Here is an 18,915-nt window from a genome sequence, read left to right as displayed (position 1 = left end):
GCCATCGGAGGCGCTGTGCCCTCAGACCGTGTTCACAACCTCACGGGGAAGTACATCTAGGCGGCCACGGCCCCGTCGTCCGGGTCACCCTCGAGCGGCTCTACCTCTGCACCCTGATGAGGCTTGTACCCACCAGAGAGAGCATCCGCGGCACGCTCATCCGCGTCCGTCACCAAGTGCCCATAGAGGTTCACCGTTGTCGAGATGTCCTCATGTCCCAGTCTGCGAGAGATCGCCGGCAACGGCACCCCCGCATCGATCAACCATGAGGCGTGGGTATGCCGCAGATCGTGGACCCGCGCGTTCCGCGGAAACAGCCCCGCCAACACCAGCGCCGTACGTCCGGGCTTCCAGTACTTCTCGTAGAACCAGCCCTGATGGAGCCTCTCCCCTGCCCGGTTCCCGAAGAGCAGTGCCCCAGCCGGTGTAGCTTCCAACGTGGGGCGCAGGATCTCGGAGAAGTCGCGGGAGAGCGCAACGTCACGGACTCCGGCCTTGGTCTTCGGGTCTCCTGGTGTCAGCCCAGTAGCGCGGTGCTTCCAAGCACGGTTGATGTGCAGGATGATCCTGCCGTCGGCCTTGACAGTGGTGTCGACATGGGCGCGCAGCGCGGTGGACTCCCCGAAACGGCAACCGGAGTGGGCTTGGAAGAGCGCGAACATCCCGGGGGTGAAACCGATGAAGGGATTCTCATACTGGCCATGCAGCTGGTCCAGGGTCGCGGCGAGCTCCTCGACCTGGTCCCGTGTCATGAACAGTGGCCGCTCCCGGTTTTTCCCCCCGCCTTTGGGCATCCTAAGGCCCCTGGCGGGGTTGGACTGGATCGGCCAGTCAGGCTCCCCCACCCCAGTGGCAAGGGCTGCGGACACCACAGAGTGGATGTTCTTCAGCGACTTCGGGGTCCGGTCGATGGTCTGCAACCACTGGATGATGTCCTTCTTAGTCAGCGAATCGATCCGGATGCGGCCCAGGCTGTCCTCGACGTGTGTGCGCATCAGAGACCTGTAGGTCTTGATGGTGCCCTCTTCGACGCCGGTGAGGTTCTCGAGGTGGTACTCGATGAGCTCGTTCAGGGTGGGTGCTTTGGATCGCATCTCGATGACGGCGTCCTCGGCCTGCCGGAGCCGGTGATCGTTGGCCTCAAGGAATCGTTTGAAGAGCATGGCCTCGTCTTCGTCGTCGAAGGTGAGGCTGGTCTGCTTGTTGCCCTGGTCCTTGTCTCGGAAGATGACCTGGTGGGCAATGGTGCCGTCACGGCGTTCGCGTCGTCTATAGGTCGCCATGACCAGAGACCTTAGATCCGTGCGTCAACAAAACATGAATTTGTGTCAACCTGTCCTCCACAGCCTGCTACATAACCGCAGGTCAGGAGGTCTTACCCTGTGGATAACGGGCGGGGTGTTTGGGACTCGAACCCACACTCTTTGCAGAACTCGATTTTGAGTCGAGCGCGTCTACCAATTCCGCCACGCGGGCTTCGCGTATGCGCATCAAGCTTACCGGTCCCCCGGCCCCGGAGACGACACGACTCTGGCGCGGTCGCCGTGATCAGCGTAACAGCCGTCGATCAGGGACCGCGCCAGAGTCGTTCAGAGTGAGCCTCAGAGAGCGCTGTGGGCCGACAGTGCGCTGCTGGCACTTGCCGCGCTGATGGCACTGTTGGAGGGCCAGGGACCCACCGGCTCCTTGTTCGGAGGCGCGGTGTCGCCGCGGCGCAGGGTCTCCAGGTCCAGCGGACCGTTGGGCAGATCACCAATGCGGTGAACCTTCACCATGTTGGTGGTGCCCGCCTGTCCGGGAGGCGAACCGGCGGCAATTACCACTAGATCGCCGTCGGAGGCAATGCCCTCCTCCAACAGGAGCTTGTCCACCTGAGCGGTCATCTTGTCGGTGTGGGAGGCAAACTCCACCCAGCGCGGCTGCACGCCCCAGCTCAGGCACAGGATGTTGTGCGTGTGCTCCACATGAGTGAAGGCGAAGATCGGCTGCTTCGGGCGCAGGCGGGAGAGCCGGCGGGCCGAGTCCCCGGAGCGGGTGAAGGTGGCCAGATAGGGCACGTCCAGCTGCTCCGCGATCTCGTTGGCCGCACGGGTAATGGCTCCGCCGCGGGTCTTGGGCCGGGTGCCCAGCTGCGGGATGCGCTCCAGCCCCTTGGATTCCGTGGTCTCGATGATCTTGGCCATGGTCTCCACGGTGCGCACCGGATACTTGCCCACGGAGGTCTCACCGGAGAGCATGACCGCATCGGCGCCGTCGAGCACGGCGTTGGCGCAGTCGGAGGCCTCCGCGCGCGTCGGACGCGGGTTGTCGATCATGGATTCGAGCACCTGGGTGGCGACGATGACGGGCTTGGCCCAGCGGCGTGCCAGCTCCACGGCCCGCTTCTGGACTACCGGAACCTCTTCCAGGGGCAGCTCCACGCCGAGGTCCCCGCGGGCCACCATGACGGCGTCGAAGGCGTCGATGACGTCCTGCAGCGCGTCGACGGCCTGGGGCTTCTCGATCTTGGCGATGACGGGGACGTGACGTCCCTCCTCATCCATCACGCGGTGGACGGCCTCGATGTCAGCGGCGTCGCGGACAAAGGACAGGGCAATCATGTCGAAGCCGGTGCGCAGCGCCCAGCGAAGGTCTGCCTCGTCCTTCTCCGACAGGGCCGGAACCGAGACGGCAACACCGGGCAGGTTGATGCCCTTGTTGTTGGACACGGGACCGGGAATGACGACCTCGGTGACGACGTCGGTCTCGGTGACCTCGAGCGCGCGGAGCTGCACCTTGCCGTCGTCGATCAGCAGCGTGTCACCGGGGTCCACGTCCTGGGTGAGGGTCTTCAGCGTGGTGGAGCAGCGCTCCTTGGTGCCCAGAATCTCCTCGGTGGTGATGGTGAACCGGTCGCCCTCGGCGAGGTAGTGCTGGGCGTCGTCGATGAAACGTCCCAGCCGGATCTTGGGGCCCTGCAGATCCGCAAAGATCGCCACCGCCTGACGCAGGTCTTTGGCGACCTCACGCACGGTGTTGTAGGTGTCCTCGTGGACCGAGTAGTCGCCGTGGCTCATATTGACCCGGACGACGTCGACGCCGGCCTCAATGAGCTGGCGGGTCTTTTCGTATCCGGCAGTTGCCGGGCCGAATGTGGCGACGATCTTGGCGTGTCTCATGCCTCACCTTTGTCGTTGGACGGAACTCAGATGTTCGCTGGCACGACGCTGGACCAGACGTTTCGACTCTATCTCAGAACTGAGACCTGCAACACTGTGTTGGCCCCGCGGGCGGGGAGACCCCGCCCGCACCCGGCCCGCTGACGCGGACCATCACACCTGAAGCTGGTCCCGAGGGCGGGGAGACCCCGTCACGGAAGTGACATGCTCAACCAGTGCTGCGGTTTTCGTCGCTAAAGCAGGCTGTTCCGACGAGAACAGCAACACTGGTTGGCCTACAGGCACCGCGGGCACACGGACGCCCGCGTAATCACGGGACCACTCAGGTCAGGGAGATAGCCCTGTCGGTCGGCTTGACCGGAGCAGGAAGCCGGGTAGAGCCCTCGAGGTACTCATCCACCTTGGCCGCTGCGGCCCTGCCCTCAGCAATGGCCCAGACCACGAGGGAGGCGCCGCGGCCGGCGTCGCCCACCGTGAAGACGCCCTCGACGTTGGTCTGGTAATCCATGCCGCGGTCGACCGCGCCCCGCTTGGTGAACTGCACGTCCAGCTGCCCGGTCAGGGTCTCCTGCTCGGCGCCGGTGAAGCCCAGTGCCAGGAACACCAGGTCGGCGGGGATCTCCCGCTCGGTGCCGGGCTTCGGGGTGCGCGAGCCGTCTTCGTTGTACTGGGTCTCGGCCACCTTCAGTGCGCGGACGTTGCCGTTCTCATCCCCTAGGAACTCCACCGTAGAGGCCAGCCACTTGACCTCGCCGCCCTCCTCGTGAGCGCTGGAGACTTCGAAAACGCGTGGGTCCATCGGCCACGGCTCGGTCTCGGGGCGCTCTCGCGGCAGCTCCTTGCCGATGGCCAGGGTGGTCACTGACTTGGCCCCGTGGCGGTGGGCGGTGCCGATGCAGTCCGCACCCGTGTCACCGCCGCCGAGGATCACCACATGCTTGTCCTTGGCGTGGATCTGCTCGGGCACCTCATCGCCGGCCACAGCCTTGTTGGACTGGACCAGGTACTCCATGGCGAAGTGGATGCCGCCCAGCCCGCGGCCGGGCACGGGGAGATCGCGGGGCACCATGGCTCCGGTGGCCACGATGACGGCGTCATAGGACTCACGCAGGGAGTCCCAGGAGATGTCCGCGCCGATCTCAGTGGAGGGGTAGAACCGGGTGCCCTCTGCCTGCATCTGCTCGATGCGGAAGTCGACCAGGTGCTTCTCCATCTTGAAGTCCGGGATGCCGTAGCGCAGCAGGCCGCCCAGGCGGTCGTCGCGCTCGTAGACGGCCACGGTGTGCCCGGCCCGGGTCAGCTGCTGGGCAGCGGCCAGACCGGCGGGCCCGGATCCGACGACGGCGACTGTCTTGCCGGTCAGGCGCTGAGGCAGCACGGGCTCCACGTAGCCGCGCTCCAGAGCCTCATCGGCAATGGAGACCTCGGACTGCTTGATGGTCACCGCGGGCTGGTTGATGCCCAGCACGCAGGAGGTCTCACACGGGGCAGGGCAGATGCGACCGGTGAACTCCGGGAAGTTGTTGGTCATGTGCAGCCGGCGGGAGGCCTCTTCCCACTGATCACGCCAGATGAGGTCGTTCCAGTCCGGGATGAGGTTCCCCAGGGGGCAGCCGGTGTGGCAGAAGGGGATGCCGCAGTCCATGCAGCGGCTCGCCTGGGTCTGCACCACGCCCTTCTCCTGGCGCTCGTAGACCTCGTGGAAGTCCATGATGCGCACAGGGACAGGGCGCGAAGGCCGGTCCTGGCGCTGCGGGTGCTTCAGGAATCCGCGCGGGTCAGCCACGGGTCACCTCCAGAATCTTCTGCCATGCAGCGTCGCCATTGGGGTCCAGGCCCTCGTCGAGAGCCTGGGAGCGGGCGCGCAGCACGGCGTCGTAGTCACGGGGCAGGATCTTGGTGATCCTGTCGAAGGTTGCCTCCGGGTCCTCCAGGAGGCGAGCTGCCACCTCGGATCCGGTCTCCTCCCGGTGCCGGCGGAGCAGGTCCAGGATGATCTGCCGGTCCTCCTCGTCGGGAGTCAGCAGCAGCAGGTCGCCTCTGCCGGCGGCCTGGGCGTTGAGCTGGTCCTGGTCGAAGTCCAGCACAAAGGCGGTGCCTCCGGACATGCCAGCACCGAAGTTACGGCCGACGGGGCCCAGGATGAGCGTCTGTCCACCGGTCATGTACTCACAGCCGTGGTCTCCGATGCCTTCCACCACTGCGGTAACGCCGGAGTTGCGGACCAGGAAGCGTTCGCCGACCTGTCCGCGCAGGAACATCTCGCCGGCGGTGGCGCCGTAGCCGATCACGTTGCCGGCGATGACGTTGTCCTCGGCCACCAGCGGAGCAGAGGCGTCGGGGGCAATGATGATCCGTCCGCCCGAGAGGCCCTTGCCGACGTAGTCGTTGGCGTCGCCCGCCAGGCGGATGGTGACTCCGTGGGGCAGGAAAGCGCCCAGGGACTGACCGGCTTCGCCGTGGAGGTCCACGGTGATGGTGTTGTTCTCCAGGGTCTTCAGGCCCAGCGCCTTGGTGACCTCATGGCCGAGCATCGTCCCCACCGAGCGATCGGTGTTGAGAACCTTCTTCTCAATGGTGACCTGCTGGCCCTTGTGGATGGCCGCCTGGGACTGCTCGATGAGGGAGACGTCGAAGTGCTTCTCCAGCTCGTGGTCCTGTTCGGAGGTCCGGCGCAGCATCGCTGCCGTGGCCGGATCCTGCGGGTCCCACGCTCCCATGACGGCGTCGAGGTTCAAGCCCTCGGTCTTCCAGTGCCTCTTGGCCTCGTCCATGTTGAGAGAGTCGATGTGACCGATGGCCTCGTCCAGGCTGCGGAAGCCCAGCTCGGCCAGGTACTCGCGGACCTCCTGGGCGACGAACTCGAAGAAGTTCACCACGTGCTCGGCCTTGCCGGTGTAGCGCTCGCGCAGCACCGGGTTCTGCGTCGCCACACCCACGGGGCAGGTGTCCAGGTGGCAGACTCGCATCATGATGCAGCCGGAGACCACCAGCGCACTCGTGGCGAAGCCGTACTCCTCCGCTCCCAGCAGCGCCGCGATGATCACGTCGCGGCCGGTCTTGAGCTGACCGTCCACCTGAACGGTCACGCGTTCGCGCAGGCCGTTGAGCATCAGGGTCTGCTGCGCTTCAGCCAGTCCCAGCTCCCAGGGGGTGCCGGCGTGCTTGAGTGAGTTCAGCGGGGAGGCTCCGGTGCCGCCGTCGTGCCCGGAGATGAGGACGACGTCGGCACTGGCCTTGGCCACGCCGGCCGCCACGGTGCCCACACCGTGCAGGGAGACCAGCTTCACGTGGACCCGGGCACCGGTGTTGGCACGCTTGAGGTCGTAGATGAGCTGCTTGAGGTCCTCGATGGAGTAGATGTCGTGGTGGGGCGGGGGCGAGACCAGGGAGACGCCGGGGGTGGAGTGCCGGGTCTCGGCCACCCAGGGGTAGACCTTCTTGCCCATGAGCTGGCCGCCTTCGCCGGGCTTGGCACCCTGGGCCATCTTGATCTGCAGATCATCAGCGTGCGTGAGGTACTGGCTGGTCACACCGAAGCGTCCGGAGGCGATCTGCTTGATGGCGCTGCGGCGCTCGGGGTCGATGAGTCGCTGCGGGTGCTCGCCGCCCTCACCGGTGTTGGAGCGTCCGCCGAGCTTGTTCATGGCAATCGCCAGTGTCTCGTGAGCCTCCTGGGAGATGGAGCCGTAGCTCATCGCCCCGGTGTTGAACCGCTTGACGATCTCGCTGACGGGTTCGACTTCGCTCAGCGGCACGGGCGGACGCTTCGCCTCGAGCTTGAAGAGACCGCGCAGGGTCATCAGCGCTTCGGACTGTTCGTCCACCGCAGTGGTGTACTGCTTGAAGATGTCGTAGCGGCGAGTGCGCGAGGCGTGCTGCAGCTTGAAGACGGTCTCCGGGTTGAACAGGTGCGGAGGACCTTCGCGACGCCACTGGTACTCGCCTCCGACCTCGAGCTCGTCACCGCGTCCCAAGTCGTTGCCGTCGGCCGGGTAGGCCTGGGCGTGGCGCTCCATGGTTTCACGGGCGATGACGTCGAGTCCGACGCCGCCCATGAGCGAGTGAGTGCCGGAGAAGTACTGGTCCACCACGTTCTGGGCCAGACCCACTGCTTCGAAGGTCTGCGCTCCGCAGTAGGAGGAGACGGTGGAGATGCCCATCTTGGACATAATCTTCAGCACGCCCTTGCCCAGCGCCGTGATGAGGTTGGCCACCGCCTGCTCTTCGGTGACGTTGTTGATCTCGCCTCGGCGGACCATGTCCTCGGCCGACTCCATGGCCAGGTACGGGTTGACCGCTGCGGCGCCGTAACCAATGAGGCAAGCCACGTGGTGGACCTCGCGCACGTCCCCGGCCTCCACGATGAGGGAGGCGCGGGTACGGTTAGCGGACTTCAGCAGGTGATGATGGATCGCCGACAGCAGCAGGAGAGACGGGATGGGCGCCCACTGAGCGTTGGAGTCTCGGTCGGAGATGACGATGTAGCCCACACCGCGGTTGACGGCGGCGGAGACCTGTTCGCACAGGTCCCGGATGCGCTGGCGGAACTCCTCTTCGGAGGATCCCACACGGAACAGGCCGCGCACGCGCAGGGCAGCCTTGCTGCCGTCCTCCCGTCGGATGTTGGCAATCTTGGCCAGCTGATCGTTGTCCAGGACCGGGAAGTCCAGCGCGACCTGCTTGGACTTGATCTGGCTGGTGCTCAGGAGGTTTCCCTTGGGACCGATGTGCAGGCCCAGGGAGGTCACCAGCTCCTCGCGGATCGCATCCAGCGGCGGGTTGGTGACCTGCGCGAACGTCTGGACGAAGTAGTCGAAGAGCAGCCGCGGGCGCTCGGCGAGTACGGCGATCGGAGTGTCCGTACCCATCGCACCCAGGGGCTCGGCGCCGGTGGCGGCCATGGGGCCCACCAGGATCTTGAGCTCTTCGTGGGTGTACCCGAACGTCTGCTGACGCAGGCGCACGGAGCCGGAGGGGTGCTTCACGTGCAGGCGCTCAGGCAGGTCCTCCAGGCGAACCAGGTTCTCGGCCACCCAGTCCTGCCAGGGCTCCTTGGAGGCCAGCTCGGACTTGATCTCCTCGTCCTCGATGATGCGCCCCTCGGCGGTGTCGCACAGGAACATCATGCCCGGAGCCACCCGGCCTTTGCGCACCACCTTGGAGGGCTCCACCTCAACCACGCCGACCTCAGAGGACAGGATCACCAGGCCGTCGTCAGTCACCCAGTAACGGGCCGGGCGCAGACCGTTGCGGTCCAGGACAGCACCCAGCTGCGTGCCGTCCGTGAACGCCATCGCGGCCGGACCGTCCCAGGCCTCCAGCAGCATGGCGTGGTACTCGTAGAAGGCCCGCAGATTGGGGTCCATCGAGGGGTTGTTCTCCCAGGCCTCGGGAATCATCATACGCATGGCCTGGGACAGCGGGCGGCCGGAAAGCATGAGCATCTCAGCTGCCTCGTCGAAACTGGTGGAGTCCGATGCCCCGGGGGTGCAGATCGGGAAGAGGTACTCAGGGTCATCGCCGAGCAGCTCCGAGCTCATCATCGCCTGGCGGGCACGCATCCAGTTCCGGTTGCCCTTGACGGTGTTGATTTCTCCGTTGTGGGCGATCTGACGCAGCGGCTGGGCTAGCGGCCAGGAGGGAAACGTGTTGGTGGAGAAGCGGGAGTGGACGATGCCCAGAGTGGTCTTGTACCGCTCGTCAGAGAGATCAGGGAAGAAGGGCTCCAGCTGGGCAGTGGTGAGCATGCCCTTGTAGGTGATGGTCTTGGAGCTCAGCGACGGGAAGTAGACGCCGATGCGCTTCTGGGCGCGCTTACGCAGGCGCCACGCCCGCTGGTCCAGGGTCCCGGGGGCGGAATCCTGGTACTCGGCAGAATCCTGGGGAGCCATGGTGAGGAAGACCTGCTTGAAGAAGGGCATGGACTCCCGCGCCAGCGTGCCGATCATGGAGGCGTCCACGGGCACGTCGCGCCAGCCCAGCACCTGCAGACCCTGGTCTGCCGCCATCTCAGCGAAGGTCTCCGTCATGTGCGCGCGCTCGCCCTCCTCCTTGGGGAGGAAAGCCGTGCCGGCCACGTACTCACCGGCAGCGGGCAGCTCGAAGTCGACCACCGCGCGGAAGAGCTCATCGGGGATCTGAGTCAGGATGCCGGCACCGTCACCGGTGCCCACGTCACCACCGACAGCTCCGCGGTGCTCCACATTGCGCAGAGCGACAAGGGCGTGGTCCACGATGTCATGGCCAGGCTCACCCCGCAGGGTAGCCACTGCGGCCATGCCGCAGTTCTCATGCTCGTTGGCGGGGTCGTAGAGCCCTGCCTTCTCTGGGAAGGCGGCAAAGCGCTCAAAGGGGCTGATGACCTTATAGCTGGACATGACGAAGTTCCTTCCTCCGCTGGTTAAGACGCGAGAGTCAGGCGCTGTGGGTGAGCGCTCATCGGGCGCGCGCCTAAGGAGATTGGGGGCGATCTTCTGGGCACGCGCAAAGTTCCCTGGTCGCCCAGGTGATCAGATCTATCTTCCGCCTGGGGGTAGGCGGGCGCAAATCAGGCGGAGCTGTGTTTCGTCTCCGCCTCGGCGTCGCCATCGACGCCTTCGGGTGATGCCTCCGAGGTGTCCTCAGCCACTTCCTCGGTCTCCGCAACCACCTCAACTTCGGCGGCTTTACGGGCCTCAGGAGTGTAAATTTCGGCCTGCTCGGCGATGGCCTCTTCGGTGCGAGGGCTGCGGGCCATCAGCACAATCATACCCACAACTGCGGCAATGAACAGGGCCAGAGCAGTCCACTGGTTGAGACGCCAGTCAAGGCCGGTGAGGTCGGCCAGGGGATACTGCGTGGCCTTGTCCCGCTCATCGATGCGCAGGGACTCGATCCAGAAGCGGCCCAGTCCGTAGTAGGCCACATAGGTCAGCGTGAGCAGTCCCTGACGTACCTGGAACCGGCGGTAGAGCAGCAGCAGGGCCACGAAGCCCAACAGGTTCCAGAGGCTCTCATAGAGGAAAGTGGGGTGGAAGCCCCAGATCTCGTAGTTGATGTTCTCTCGGGGAGGAGCCTGGTGCGGCAGATCCGGATTGATGCGCAGACCCCACGGAAGGTCGGTGGCGCGGCCGTAGAGCTCCTGGTTGAACCAGTTGCCCCAGCGTCCAATCGCCTGAGCAAGGATCACACCGGGCACCACGGCATCAGCAAAGGCCGGAAACTTGGCTCCCATGCGGCGGCAGGCGATCCACACGCCCACCGCGCCCAGAGCCACGGCACCCAGAATTCCGAGACCACCGTTCCAGACTTGAACGATGCGCAGCAAGTCACCGTTCTCGCCGAAGTACCTCTCCGGGCTGGTGATGACGTGATAGAGACGGCCACCAACGATTCCCAGCAGCACCGCCCAGATGGCGGCATCAAAGACATCCTCACTGCGTCCGCCGCGGGAGGTCCACAGTTTGGTGGCTACAAAGATGGCAGCCACGATACCCAGCAGAATCGCCAGGGTGTAGAAGGCGATGAACAGAGGGCCCGGCAGGTCGATGCCCTGGGCCGGCGGGGGCGGGAATCCGGTAACAACAATCACAACACAGAACGGTAGCACTGGTGCATGGCGCGAAACAGCCGCCGGATTCTGGGCGCAGTTTACGCCTGTCCCCAGCATGCGTGGAGCTTCCCCAGCAGACTGAGAAGCGGGCACACCTCCCAGAGAACGGACATGACCATGCAGGGGTGGGGAGTACAGCACAGTGAACGGTAGTCGTTACAACATCAACAGCACACTGGTCGAGCGCATTACGCACACCGTGGACGCATCGGCCCTCGAATGCAGACGGCAGGGCGCACAGGCCGAGGACGCGATACACCAGCTGTCCCAGATACTGGCCGAAGTTCCGGACGTGCAGGGCCCCTTCAGCACCGTATGGTCCTGTCGAAATGGTCCTGTCGAAGCGCCACGTTAGCTCGCGCGGGTGAGTATGGACAGGGCGCGGCCACCGCCGTCGAGACGGCGACGGGGGCCATCCTGGAGGGCGATTTGAGCATGCAGCAGCTGGCTCAGGCCGCAACGCCACAGACGGCCGCAGCGCCGGCACTTTCTGCTGGCGGGTCCCAGTTCGGCCGCTTCGGAATTGTGGAGGTGCCCTGATGGTTCTCACATCAGCACTCGTACCGGCGGTGGCCCAGCCGCCGAGGATCGATGTGGATTTCGGCTCCCTGACCCGCTGCTGCAGCGACCTGGCGCTCGCCGCGGTCCAGGGCCCGGCCGCCATGACGTCCGCCCGGGGTCAGTGGCAGGGGCTGCGCGAGGCCTACCAGGAGTCTGCCACCGAAGAGATCGTCTGGTCGGCCTTCGAGCAAGTCCCCCAGGTCGCCGAGGCCTGGGGAACCGTCGCGCTTCGGACCGCAGAGATCCTGGAAGACTTCGCTCGCCAAGGACAGGTTCTTGCCCGCGAAGCGCAGACCTTGGAGATGAGGGCTGCCGAGCTGAGCACCAGAGTTTCCTCGCTGACTCTGGCCTCAGGCTCGGCCGGCCTCGGAGAGGACGCTGAGGCGCTGCGACAAGGGCTTCAGGCGCATCACCATGAGACCGCAGCAGTCTGGCAGCGGTGGCAGGCTCTGCAGCAGCAGGCCGCTTCGGCGCTCTCAGAACTCTCGTCACTCGGGGGCCGTGAGGACGAGATCCGGTCATCGCTCTGGGGACCGGCCCCGCGGGTGCAGGCGATCTCTGGGCTAACGCTGAGGGGATGGCGCCCGTGGCACCATTGGCCCAGCTGGCGGCAGCTCTTCATCAGAAGGCGCAGGAGCGCGAACAGCTTGTCCAGCAGCTTCTGAATATGGACCCACAGGACCGTCGTGAGTGGTTGTCTGCCCATCCCGACCAAGCGGCACTGCTCTCCGACCAGGAGCTCTCCTCCCCCGCGGACCTCCCGTCCGGGGCCGAGGGCCTCTACGAACTCACCCAGACGAGCCACCACGATCCCTCCGTCCAAGACGACATCGCTGAAGCATGGAGCAGCTTGGAAGCTGCGGATCAGGAGTACCTGCTCCTAATGTTCCCGGCCACCTTCGGCAATCTGCACGGAGTTCCTTTCGACCAGCGGCAGAGGGCGAACGAGGTCCGCGTCCCGGGCGAGCTCTACCGCGTCCAACAGCGTCCGGAGGAGTTCAGCGACGAGGAAAGCTGTGCCAACGTCATGGAGGAACCCGAGGCAGCACGCACAATGCTCACCGCGACCTTCTCCGCCGACGTGGGCTCTCCGAGCGGGAAGGCCGGGAGGTGCTCGATGAGATTCAGGACAGGTGGACCAACGACTACGCGTGGACTCTGGAGGAGCGTCGCCATCTCTCAGCCAACAGCCGTGCTGACGCCGTCGAGAGCCTGACCCTTCACCGATCCTGGCGGGAGGGCGCCTACGCGTCGGAAGCCCTGGTCGACTATGAACAGGACGCGAAAACCCAGGGGCACCGCATTCGCATTGTCCTGCGGGGAGAATGCGTAGAGCACGACGACGCCGACCGGCAGACCGGCCAGTACCCTCTCGACCTCTGAGGCTGGTGAGGCCCGAGCTGGTCAGGCCCGACCGGAGAGCTCTGCTGCGAGCGCTCCCACAGCTTCCGGGCCGCCGTCGCGCAGGGCCGCCACCAGAGCGGTGCCGACGATGACGCCGTCGGCATAGGCCCCGATCTCCTCCACGTGAGCCCGGGTTGAGACCCCCAGCCCGACACACACGCGCTCTGCCCCGGCCTCCTTGGCCGCGGTGACCACTTTCTCCGCGGCGTCGGAGACAGCATCACGGGCCCCGGTGACCCCCATCAGGGAGACGCCATAGACAAACCCGCGGGACAGCTCGGCAATCCGCGCCACCCGCTCCGGGGTGGAGGTGGGTGCCGAGAGGAAAACTCGATCCAAGCCGTACTTCTCCGTGGCGGCGATCCAGTCGGCGGCCTCATCGGGAATGAGATCCGGAGTGATCGCGCCCGCTCCCCCGGCCTCGGCGAGACGGCGTGCGAACTCCTCCGCGCCCATACGGTCAATGAGGTTGTAATAGGTCATCACCAGCACGGCGGCATCAGTCGCTTCGGTGACCGCTCTGACGATCTCGAAGACCTCGGAGATGCGGAAGCCCCGTGCCAGCACCTCGGTGGTGGCCTGCTGGATGACGGGGCCGTCCATCACCGGATCCGAGTACGGGATCCCGATCTCGATGACGTCAGCGCCCCCGCGGACCAGCTCAATAGCCGCCGCGATCGAGGTCTCCTTGTCGGGGTAGCCGGCTGGCAGATAGCCCACGAACGCGGAACGGCCCTCGGCTTTGGCCGCATCTATGGCAGCTGCTGCCTTGCTCATGCCTGAACCCCCGTCCGTGGTGCGTCCGTGTCGTCCTCTGGCGGGAGCAGGTCAAACCACTCCGCCGCCGTGGCCACATCCTTGTCACCACGACCTGAAAGACTGATCACGATGACCTTTCCGGCGCCCTCGGCCCCCCAAGAACGGGAGAGCCGTGCCGCGCCCGCCAGAGCATGGGCGGATTCGATGGCCGGGATGATCCCCTCAGTGCGGCACAGCAGCGCGAAGGCTTCCATGCACTCGGCATCAGTGACCGGTTCGTAGGTGACGCGTCCAGTATCAGCCAGGTAAGCATGCTCCGGGCCCACCGACGGATAGTCCAGGCCCGCGGAGATGGAATGAGAGTCGACGGTCTGACCGTCCTCGTCCTGCATGAGGTAGCTGCGGGCCCCGTGCAGCACGCCGGAGCGTCCCAGGGTGATGGCCGCGGCGTGACGCCCGGTCTCTAGCCCGTCTCCGCCAGCCTCGTAGCCGTACAGCGCCACGGATTCGTCGTCGAGGAATGCGTGGAAAATGCCCAAGGCGTTGGACCCTCCCCCGACGCAGGCGCAGACCGCATCGGGCAGTCGCCGGGTGGCCTGCTGGATCTGTTCCCGCGCTTCCTCTCCGATGACCTGATGGAACCAGCGCACCATCTCAGGGAACGGATGCGGTCCAGCGACGGTGCCCAGGACGTAGTGGGTGTTATCCACCGAAGCCACCCAATCGCGCAGTGCCTCGTTGATGGCGTCCTTCAGGGTCTGCGCACCGTGCTCCACGGGGACCACTTCGGCGCCCAGAAGGCGCATGCGGGCCACGTTCAGGGCCTGGCGCCGGGTGTCCTCGGCGCCCATATAGACCACGCACTCCATGCCCATCAGGGCTGCGGCCGTTGCAGTGGCCACGCCGTGCTGGCCGGCTCCCGTCTCGGCGATGAGACGAGTCTTGCCCAGCCGCTGCGCGATGAGCGCCTGACCCAGCACGTTGTTGATCTTGTGGGATCCGGTGTGGTTGAGATCCTCGCGCTTGAGGAAGATGCGCGCACCCTCAGCAGTGCCTGACGCCTGGGCGGCGAACCGCGGCACCTCGGTCAGCAGGGAGGGACGGCCGGTGTAGTCGCGGGAAAGCCGCTCGTACTCGGCAAAGAATTCCGGATCAGCCTTAGCCTCGTAGAAGACTCGCTCAACCTCGTCCAACGCGGCGACCAGCGACTCGGGCATCCAACGCCCTCCGTAGTCGCCGAAGTAGGGGCCTGCGGCCTCACGGTAGGAAGTGCTCACTGAAGGTCCTCTCTGGTGGCCAGGCTCGCCTGGCGGAAGTCCCGAACGGCGGCGGTGGGGTCCCCGTGCTTGACGAGGGCCTCCCCCACCAGCACCGCATCGGCGCCCTGACGGGCGTAGTCGAGCACCACAGCCGGGCCGTTGACCCCTGACTCTGCGATGCGGATGACGTTTTCGGGCAGGTGCCGGGCCATGGCGGAGTAGTGGTCGATGTCGACCTCCAGGGTCTTGAGGTTGCGAACGTTGACGCCGACGATCTTGGCGCCCACCACCACGGCGCGCTCGATCTCCTCCTCGGTATGAGCCTCCACCAGGGCGTTCATGCCCAGGTCATGGGTCAGCTGCAGGAAGTCGCGCAGCTGGGCGTCATCCAGGGCGGCCACGATGAGCAGCACCAGGTCCGCCCCGTAGGCACGGGCCTCGTGGAACTGGTACTCGTCGACCATGAAATCCTTGCGCAGCACCGGGATGTCGACAGCTGCGCGCACGGCAGCCAGGTCATCGAGCGTCCCGTTGAAGCGGCGCTTCTCCGTGAGAACAGAGATGACGCTGGCCCCGCCGCTCTCGTAGGCGGAGGCCAGGGCCGCAGGGTCCGGAATATCCGCCAGGGCGCCCTTCGACGGTGAGGAGCGCTTGACCTCGGAGATGATGCGTACCCCGCGTTGGTCCCCCCGTCCGCCCAGCAGCGCAGCATGGGCATCCAGGGCAGGAGCAGCGGCCTGAGCCTGCTCAGTGATCTCCTGAAGGGAAATCGCGTCCCTGCGCTGCTGAAGGTCCTCCCGGACGCCTTCGATGATCGAGTCGAGAACTGTGGTCATGCAGTGGTGTCGCCCTTACGTGATCGTCTTCGGCAGTCAGTTGCTGCCGGAGGCGGGCTTACGCTTGGCTGCACCGCCGTCAGTGTTGTCCGGGATGGCCGGACCCTGGTGCTCGCGTGGGTCGGCGCCCTGCTTGAGCACGGAGTTGGAGTCCATCTCCACGCCGTAGCCCATCTTTTTCAGGACCACGCCGAGGATGATGCCCACGGGAACCAGAGCGGCACCGATCCACACCAGGATCCACCACTGACCGATGAGGCCCACGCCCGCCAGCAGTCCGCCGAGGATGATCGTCAGCGACAGGGCCCACGCGGCCGGGGTGGATCCGTGACCGATGTGGTCATAGTGAAGGAACTCGTCCTCGGAGCGGGGCTTCTGCTCAACGTCGCGCACGTTGGTCGCCATCGTCGTCTCTCCTCTACACGGTGTCGAAAAGTTATCTGTTGCCATTGTGCCACGTCACGACTGCGATGCGCGCGGCATCACACCGGTGCAGGCACCTGTGACGCGAGGGACGACGGCGCCCGCTTCAGCGGCGACGCCGAGATCCGGTCCCGCCGTCCTCGCCGGGGTCCTCCCCCTCTTTGGCGGTGGGATCCTCGCCGTCGGAGAGTCCGTCCCACAGGTCAAACTCATCCGCCTTCTGCGGGGTGCCCGCTGCCTGCGACCGACCCGGCGCAGCGGTTCCTGCGCTGCCCCCGCGGTCATACTTCTTTGAAGCGCGTTCATCCGACCATCCCGGCGAGAACAGCAGCAGGCCCAGAGAGCCCAGGGTCAGGACGATGCCGCCGATCAGGCCGATCCACAACCCGAAGCCCAGGCTGTACTGGGCAGCCTGCTCCGTGGTGCCGGTGACCTCTCCCAGCGAGGGGGCGGCAGCAGCGGCGGGATCCGCAATGGCCAGCACCGTAGCCAGCAGTGAGATGGCGCCGGCACCGAGCAGAACCGCGCCGATCAGGCCGCGCGCCCAGCGCCGGGCAATCGTGGCGGCCACACCGCCTGCCACACCGACCAGACCCATGGCGCGCACGGTCGGAGCCATCTCTCCTCCGGAGAGCGCCAAGGTGCTCACCGCGGTGGTGTCCCCCAGCCCTGTGGCGGTGACCCAGGTCAGCGCGGTGGAGACCAGCAGCAACACCGCTCCGGCCTGGATGAACAGCACCGTGTTGCGGCGCTGGAAGAAGTACGCAAGGTGACCGATCATCCCTGCAACCTATCAGCGTCAGTCCCGGCGGCGGGGAGACCCCGCTCGCCTCTTGGCCGGCTTTCACCGGCCTTCACACCCGAAGCGTCAGCCCCGGCTGCGGGGCTGGTCAGCCGGTCAGCCGCCAGCACTGCGCGCAGCGGCGCGGCCGCCTTGTTCACCGTCTCCTGACGTTCGGCGTCGTGATCGGAGTCCGCCACAATGCCACCGCCCGACTGCACGTAGGCGCGGCCGTCCTTCAGGACTGCGGAGCGAATGGCGATCGCGGCGTCCATGCGTCCGGAGAGATCGAAGTAGCCGACCACTCCCCCATAGATTCCGCGACGGGTCGGCTCCCAGGCATCCAGCAGTTGCAGAGCGCGTGGTTTGGGCGCCCCGGAGAGCGTGCCGGCGGGGAAGGTCGCGGCCAGCACGTCATAGGCCGACGACGACGGCGCCACGGTGGCCTGGACGTGGCTGGTCAGGTGCATCACGTGGCTGAAGTGCTCCACCGCCATGAAACGGGTGACCTCCACGGTGCCCGGAACGCTGACCTTAGCCAGATCATTGCGGGCAAGGTCCACGAGCATGATGTGCTCGGCGCGCTCCTTCTCATCGGCCAGGAGATCTTCGGCCAGGGCTTTGTCCTCTGCCGGTGTGGCGCCGCGGGGACGGGTCCCGGCAATCGGATGAGAGACAGCGATCCGGTCGCCCGCTGCGTTCTCGTCCACGGTCACCAGCGCCTCCGGCGAAGCGCCCACGAGCTGATAGGGCTGCCCGTCAGGCGTTTCGAAGTGCATGAGGTACATGTACGGGCTCGGATTGAGCAGCCGCAGCATGCGGTAGACCGCCAAGGCATCCACATCCGTCGCCACCTCGAACCGGCGGGAAACCACGATCTGGAAGACCTCGCCGTCCACGATGGCGTCCTTCGCCTTGCCCAGGGTCGCCAGGTACTCGTTCTGGTCCCATGTGTGCTCGACCTTGGTGGAGAGGTCCGCCTCTACGGACTCCGCCCAACCCGGTTCGGCCACCGCAAGCTCAGGCTGCACCGGGGCGGCCAGCTTCTGCTGCATGGCATAGAGGCGCTGCACCGCATCCGCGTAGGCCGCTTCCGCGCCGGCCTGCTGTCCGTCGCGGTTGATGGCATTGGCCACCAGGGTGACAGTGCCGTCGCGGTTGTCGTGGACGGCAAGATCGGAGATGAGGTTCATCGCCATTTCGGGCAGGCCCAGATCATCTGCGGGCGGATGCGGGAGCCGCTCCCAGTGGCGGACCACATCCCACCCCACGTAGCCGACCAGCCCGGAGGCCAGGTGCGGGAACCGCACGCTCTCGGGCAGCTGGCGGGCGCTCCCGCGAACCGCTTCCCCGGTTCCGTCAGTCGCCGGCGAGGTCTGCCCGGTGGAGCTGAGGAAGTCCAGAGTCTCGCGCAGCACCTCTGCCGTGGTGCCCTCGGCGGGCACACCGGCAGGAGGTGACCCGAGCCAGTGGGCGCGGCCGTCCTTCTCAGACAGCGTGGCCTCTGACCGGACTCCGATGAAGGAGTGACGCGACCAGGCGGCGCCGGGTGCGGCCGACTCCATCAGGAAAGTGCCGGGCTGGCCCACGCCCTCGGCGTCAGCGGCCAGAGCGCGGTAGATGCTCAGGGGGGTGTGTCCGTCGGCCAGGATCTTCATGCTCACCGGAATCACTCGGTGATCGCTGGCCAGGTCGAGGAACTCCGACTGGGTGGGGGCGACGACGCCGAGGGGGTGCATTAGCTCTCCTCCCCGTGGTCTGCCGGCTGGCCTTCGCTGGTTATCTCACGCCCGGTGAAGCAGGTGGCCTCACCGGTGTGGCAGGCGGGGCCGGTCTGCTCCACTTGAAGCAGCACCGTATCGCCGTCGCAGTCCAGGCTCACGGTCTTCACCTGCTGAGTGTGACCGCTGGTCTCGCCCTTGACCCACAGCTGCCCCCGGGATCGGGACCAGTAGGTGCCCCGGCGGGTCTGCAGCGTGGCTGCCAGGGCGGCGTCGTTCATCCAGGCCATCATGAGCACCGCGCCGCTGGAGGCGTCCTGAGCGATGGCGGGCACAAGCCCGTCCGCATTGAAGTGCACCTTCTCGCGCAGCGCCGCGGACAGGCGCGGGCCCTCGTCGTGCTGGTGGGGAGTCTGGGG

14 protein-coding genes and 1 tRNA gene are annotated in these 18,915 nt (G+C 66.1%); 2 read left to right on the top strand and 13 right to left on the bottom strand.

Annotated elements, in window-relative coordinates:
* Positions 1–56 precede the first annotated feature (56 nt).
* The 6 genes from RH857_RS11170 to lgt all read right to left on the bottom strand — a co-directional run bounded on the left by RH857_RS11170 (position 57) and on the right by lgt (position 10,731).
* Positions 57–1,283, bottom strand: coding sequence for a tyrosine-type recombinase/integrase (locus tag RH857_RS11170; RefSeq protein ID WP_310538051.1), 1,227 nt, complete (start codon positions 1,281–1,283; stop codon positions 57–59).
* 110 nt (positions 1,284–1,393) lie between these two features.
* Positions 1,394–1,470: transfer RNA gene (locus RH857_RS11165), tRNA-Leu, on the bottom strand.
* Positions 1,471–1,601: 131 nt separating this feature from the next.
* Entirely contained in the window at positions 1,602–3,158 is a 1,557-nt protein-coding gene (pyk, locus tag RH857_RS11160; protein WP_310538050.1) for a pyruvate kinase, read from the bottom strand.
* Between the two features lie 322 nt (positions 3,159–3,480).
* Positions 3,481–4,944, bottom strand: coding sequence for a glutamate synthase subunit beta (locus tag RH857_RS11155; RefSeq protein ID WP_310538049.1), 1,464 nt, complete (start codon positions 4,942–4,944; stop codon positions 3,481–3,483).
* On the bottom strand, positions 4,937–9,538 hold the full coding sequence (gene gltB, locus RH857_RS11150; protein WP_310538048.1) for a glutamate synthase large subunit: 4,602 nt from the start codon (positions 9,536–9,538) through the stop codon (positions 4,937–4,939). Before gltB ends, RH857_RS11155 begins: the two co-directional genes overlap by 8 nt.
* A gap of 170 nt (positions 9,539–9,708) precedes the next feature.
* A complete protein-coding gene (gene lgt / locus RH857_RS11145; protein ID WP_310538047.1) occupies positions 9,709–10,731 on the bottom strand; it encodes a prolipoprotein diacylglyceryl transferase in 1,023 nt (340 codons plus the stop codon).
* A 560-nt stretch (positions 10,732–11,291) separates the two neighbouring features.
* On the opposite strand from lgt, the gene RH857_RS11140 reads away from it, so the two are divergent.
* Positions 11,292–11,978, top strand: a complete 687-nt coding sequence (locus tag RH857_RS11140; protein ID WP_310538046.1) for a hypothetical protein — start codon at positions 11,292–11,294, stop codon at positions 11,976–11,978.
* A gap of 445 nt (positions 11,979–12,423) precedes the next feature.
* A complete protein-coding gene (locus RH857_RS11135) occupies positions 12,424–12,696 on the top strand; it encodes a hypothetical protein (protein ID WP_310538045.1) in 273 nt (90 codons plus the stop codon).
* A 21-nt stretch (positions 12,697–12,717) separates the two neighbouring features.
* Here the strand turns inward: RH857_RS11135 and trpA are convergent, their stop codons facing one another.
* The 7 genes from trpA to hisI all read right to left on the bottom strand — a co-directional run bounded on the left by trpA (position 12,718) and on the right by hisI (position 18,879).
* Positions 12,718–13,494 carry a tryptophan synthase subunit alpha gene (trpA, locus tag RH857_RS11130; protein ID WP_310538044.1) on the bottom strand — a complete coding sequence of 259 codons (777 nt, stop codon included), beginning with the start codon at positions 13,492–13,494 and terminating at the stop codon, positions 12,718–12,720.
* Positions 13,491–14,693 (bottom strand): tryptophan synthase subunit beta, encoded by a 1,203-nt coding sequence (gene trpB, locus RH857_RS11125; protein ID WP_310538054.1) that lies wholly within the window; start codon positions 14,691–14,693, stop codon positions 13,491–13,493. The genes trpA and trpB overlap by 4 nt, the downstream gene beginning before the upstream one ends.
* Positions 14,694–14,749: 56 nt before the next feature.
* Entirely contained in the window at positions 14,750–15,571 is an 822-nt protein-coding gene (gene trpC, locus RH857_RS11120; RefSeq protein ID WP_310538043.1) for an indole-3-glycerol phosphate synthase TrpC, read from the bottom strand.
* A gap of 36 nt (positions 15,572–15,607) precedes the next feature.
* Entirely contained in the window at positions 15,608–15,976 is a 369-nt protein-coding gene (locus tag RH857_RS11115) for an HGxxPAAW family protein (RefSeq protein WP_310538042.1), read from the bottom strand.
* Between the two features lie 124 nt (positions 15,977–16,100).
* Positions 16,101–16,775, bottom strand: coding sequence for a Trp biosynthesis-associated membrane protein (locus RH857_RS11110; protein WP_310538041.1), 675 nt, complete (start codon positions 16,773–16,775; stop codon positions 16,101–16,103).
* The gene (locus tag RH857_RS11105) at positions 16,772–18,514 is read right to left on the bottom strand and encodes a chorismate-binding protein (RefSeq protein WP_310538040.1); all 1,743 of its coding nucleotides are present in this window, start codon (positions 18,512–18,514) and stop codon (positions 16,772–16,774) included. The genes RH857_RS11110 and RH857_RS11105 overlap by 4 nt, the downstream gene beginning before the upstream one ends.
* Positions 18,514–18,879, bottom strand: coding sequence for a phosphoribosyl-AMP cyclohydrolase (gene hisI / locus RH857_RS11100; protein ID WP_310538053.1), 366 nt, complete (start codon positions 18,877–18,879; stop codon positions 18,514–18,516). Before hisI ends, RH857_RS11105 begins: the two co-directional genes overlap by 1 nt.
* Positions 18,880–18,915: the final 36 nt, after the last annotated feature.

It is taken from the genome of Nesterenkonia flava, from assembly GCF_031432335.1.
In the GTDB taxonomy this organism is placed as follows: Bacteria; Actinomycetota; Actinomycetes; order Actinomycetales; family Micrococcaceae; genus Nesterenkonia; species Nesterenkonia flava.
Note: the sequence above shows the minus strand (reverse complement) of the source record. Positions and strands in the feature narration are given on the sequence as shown.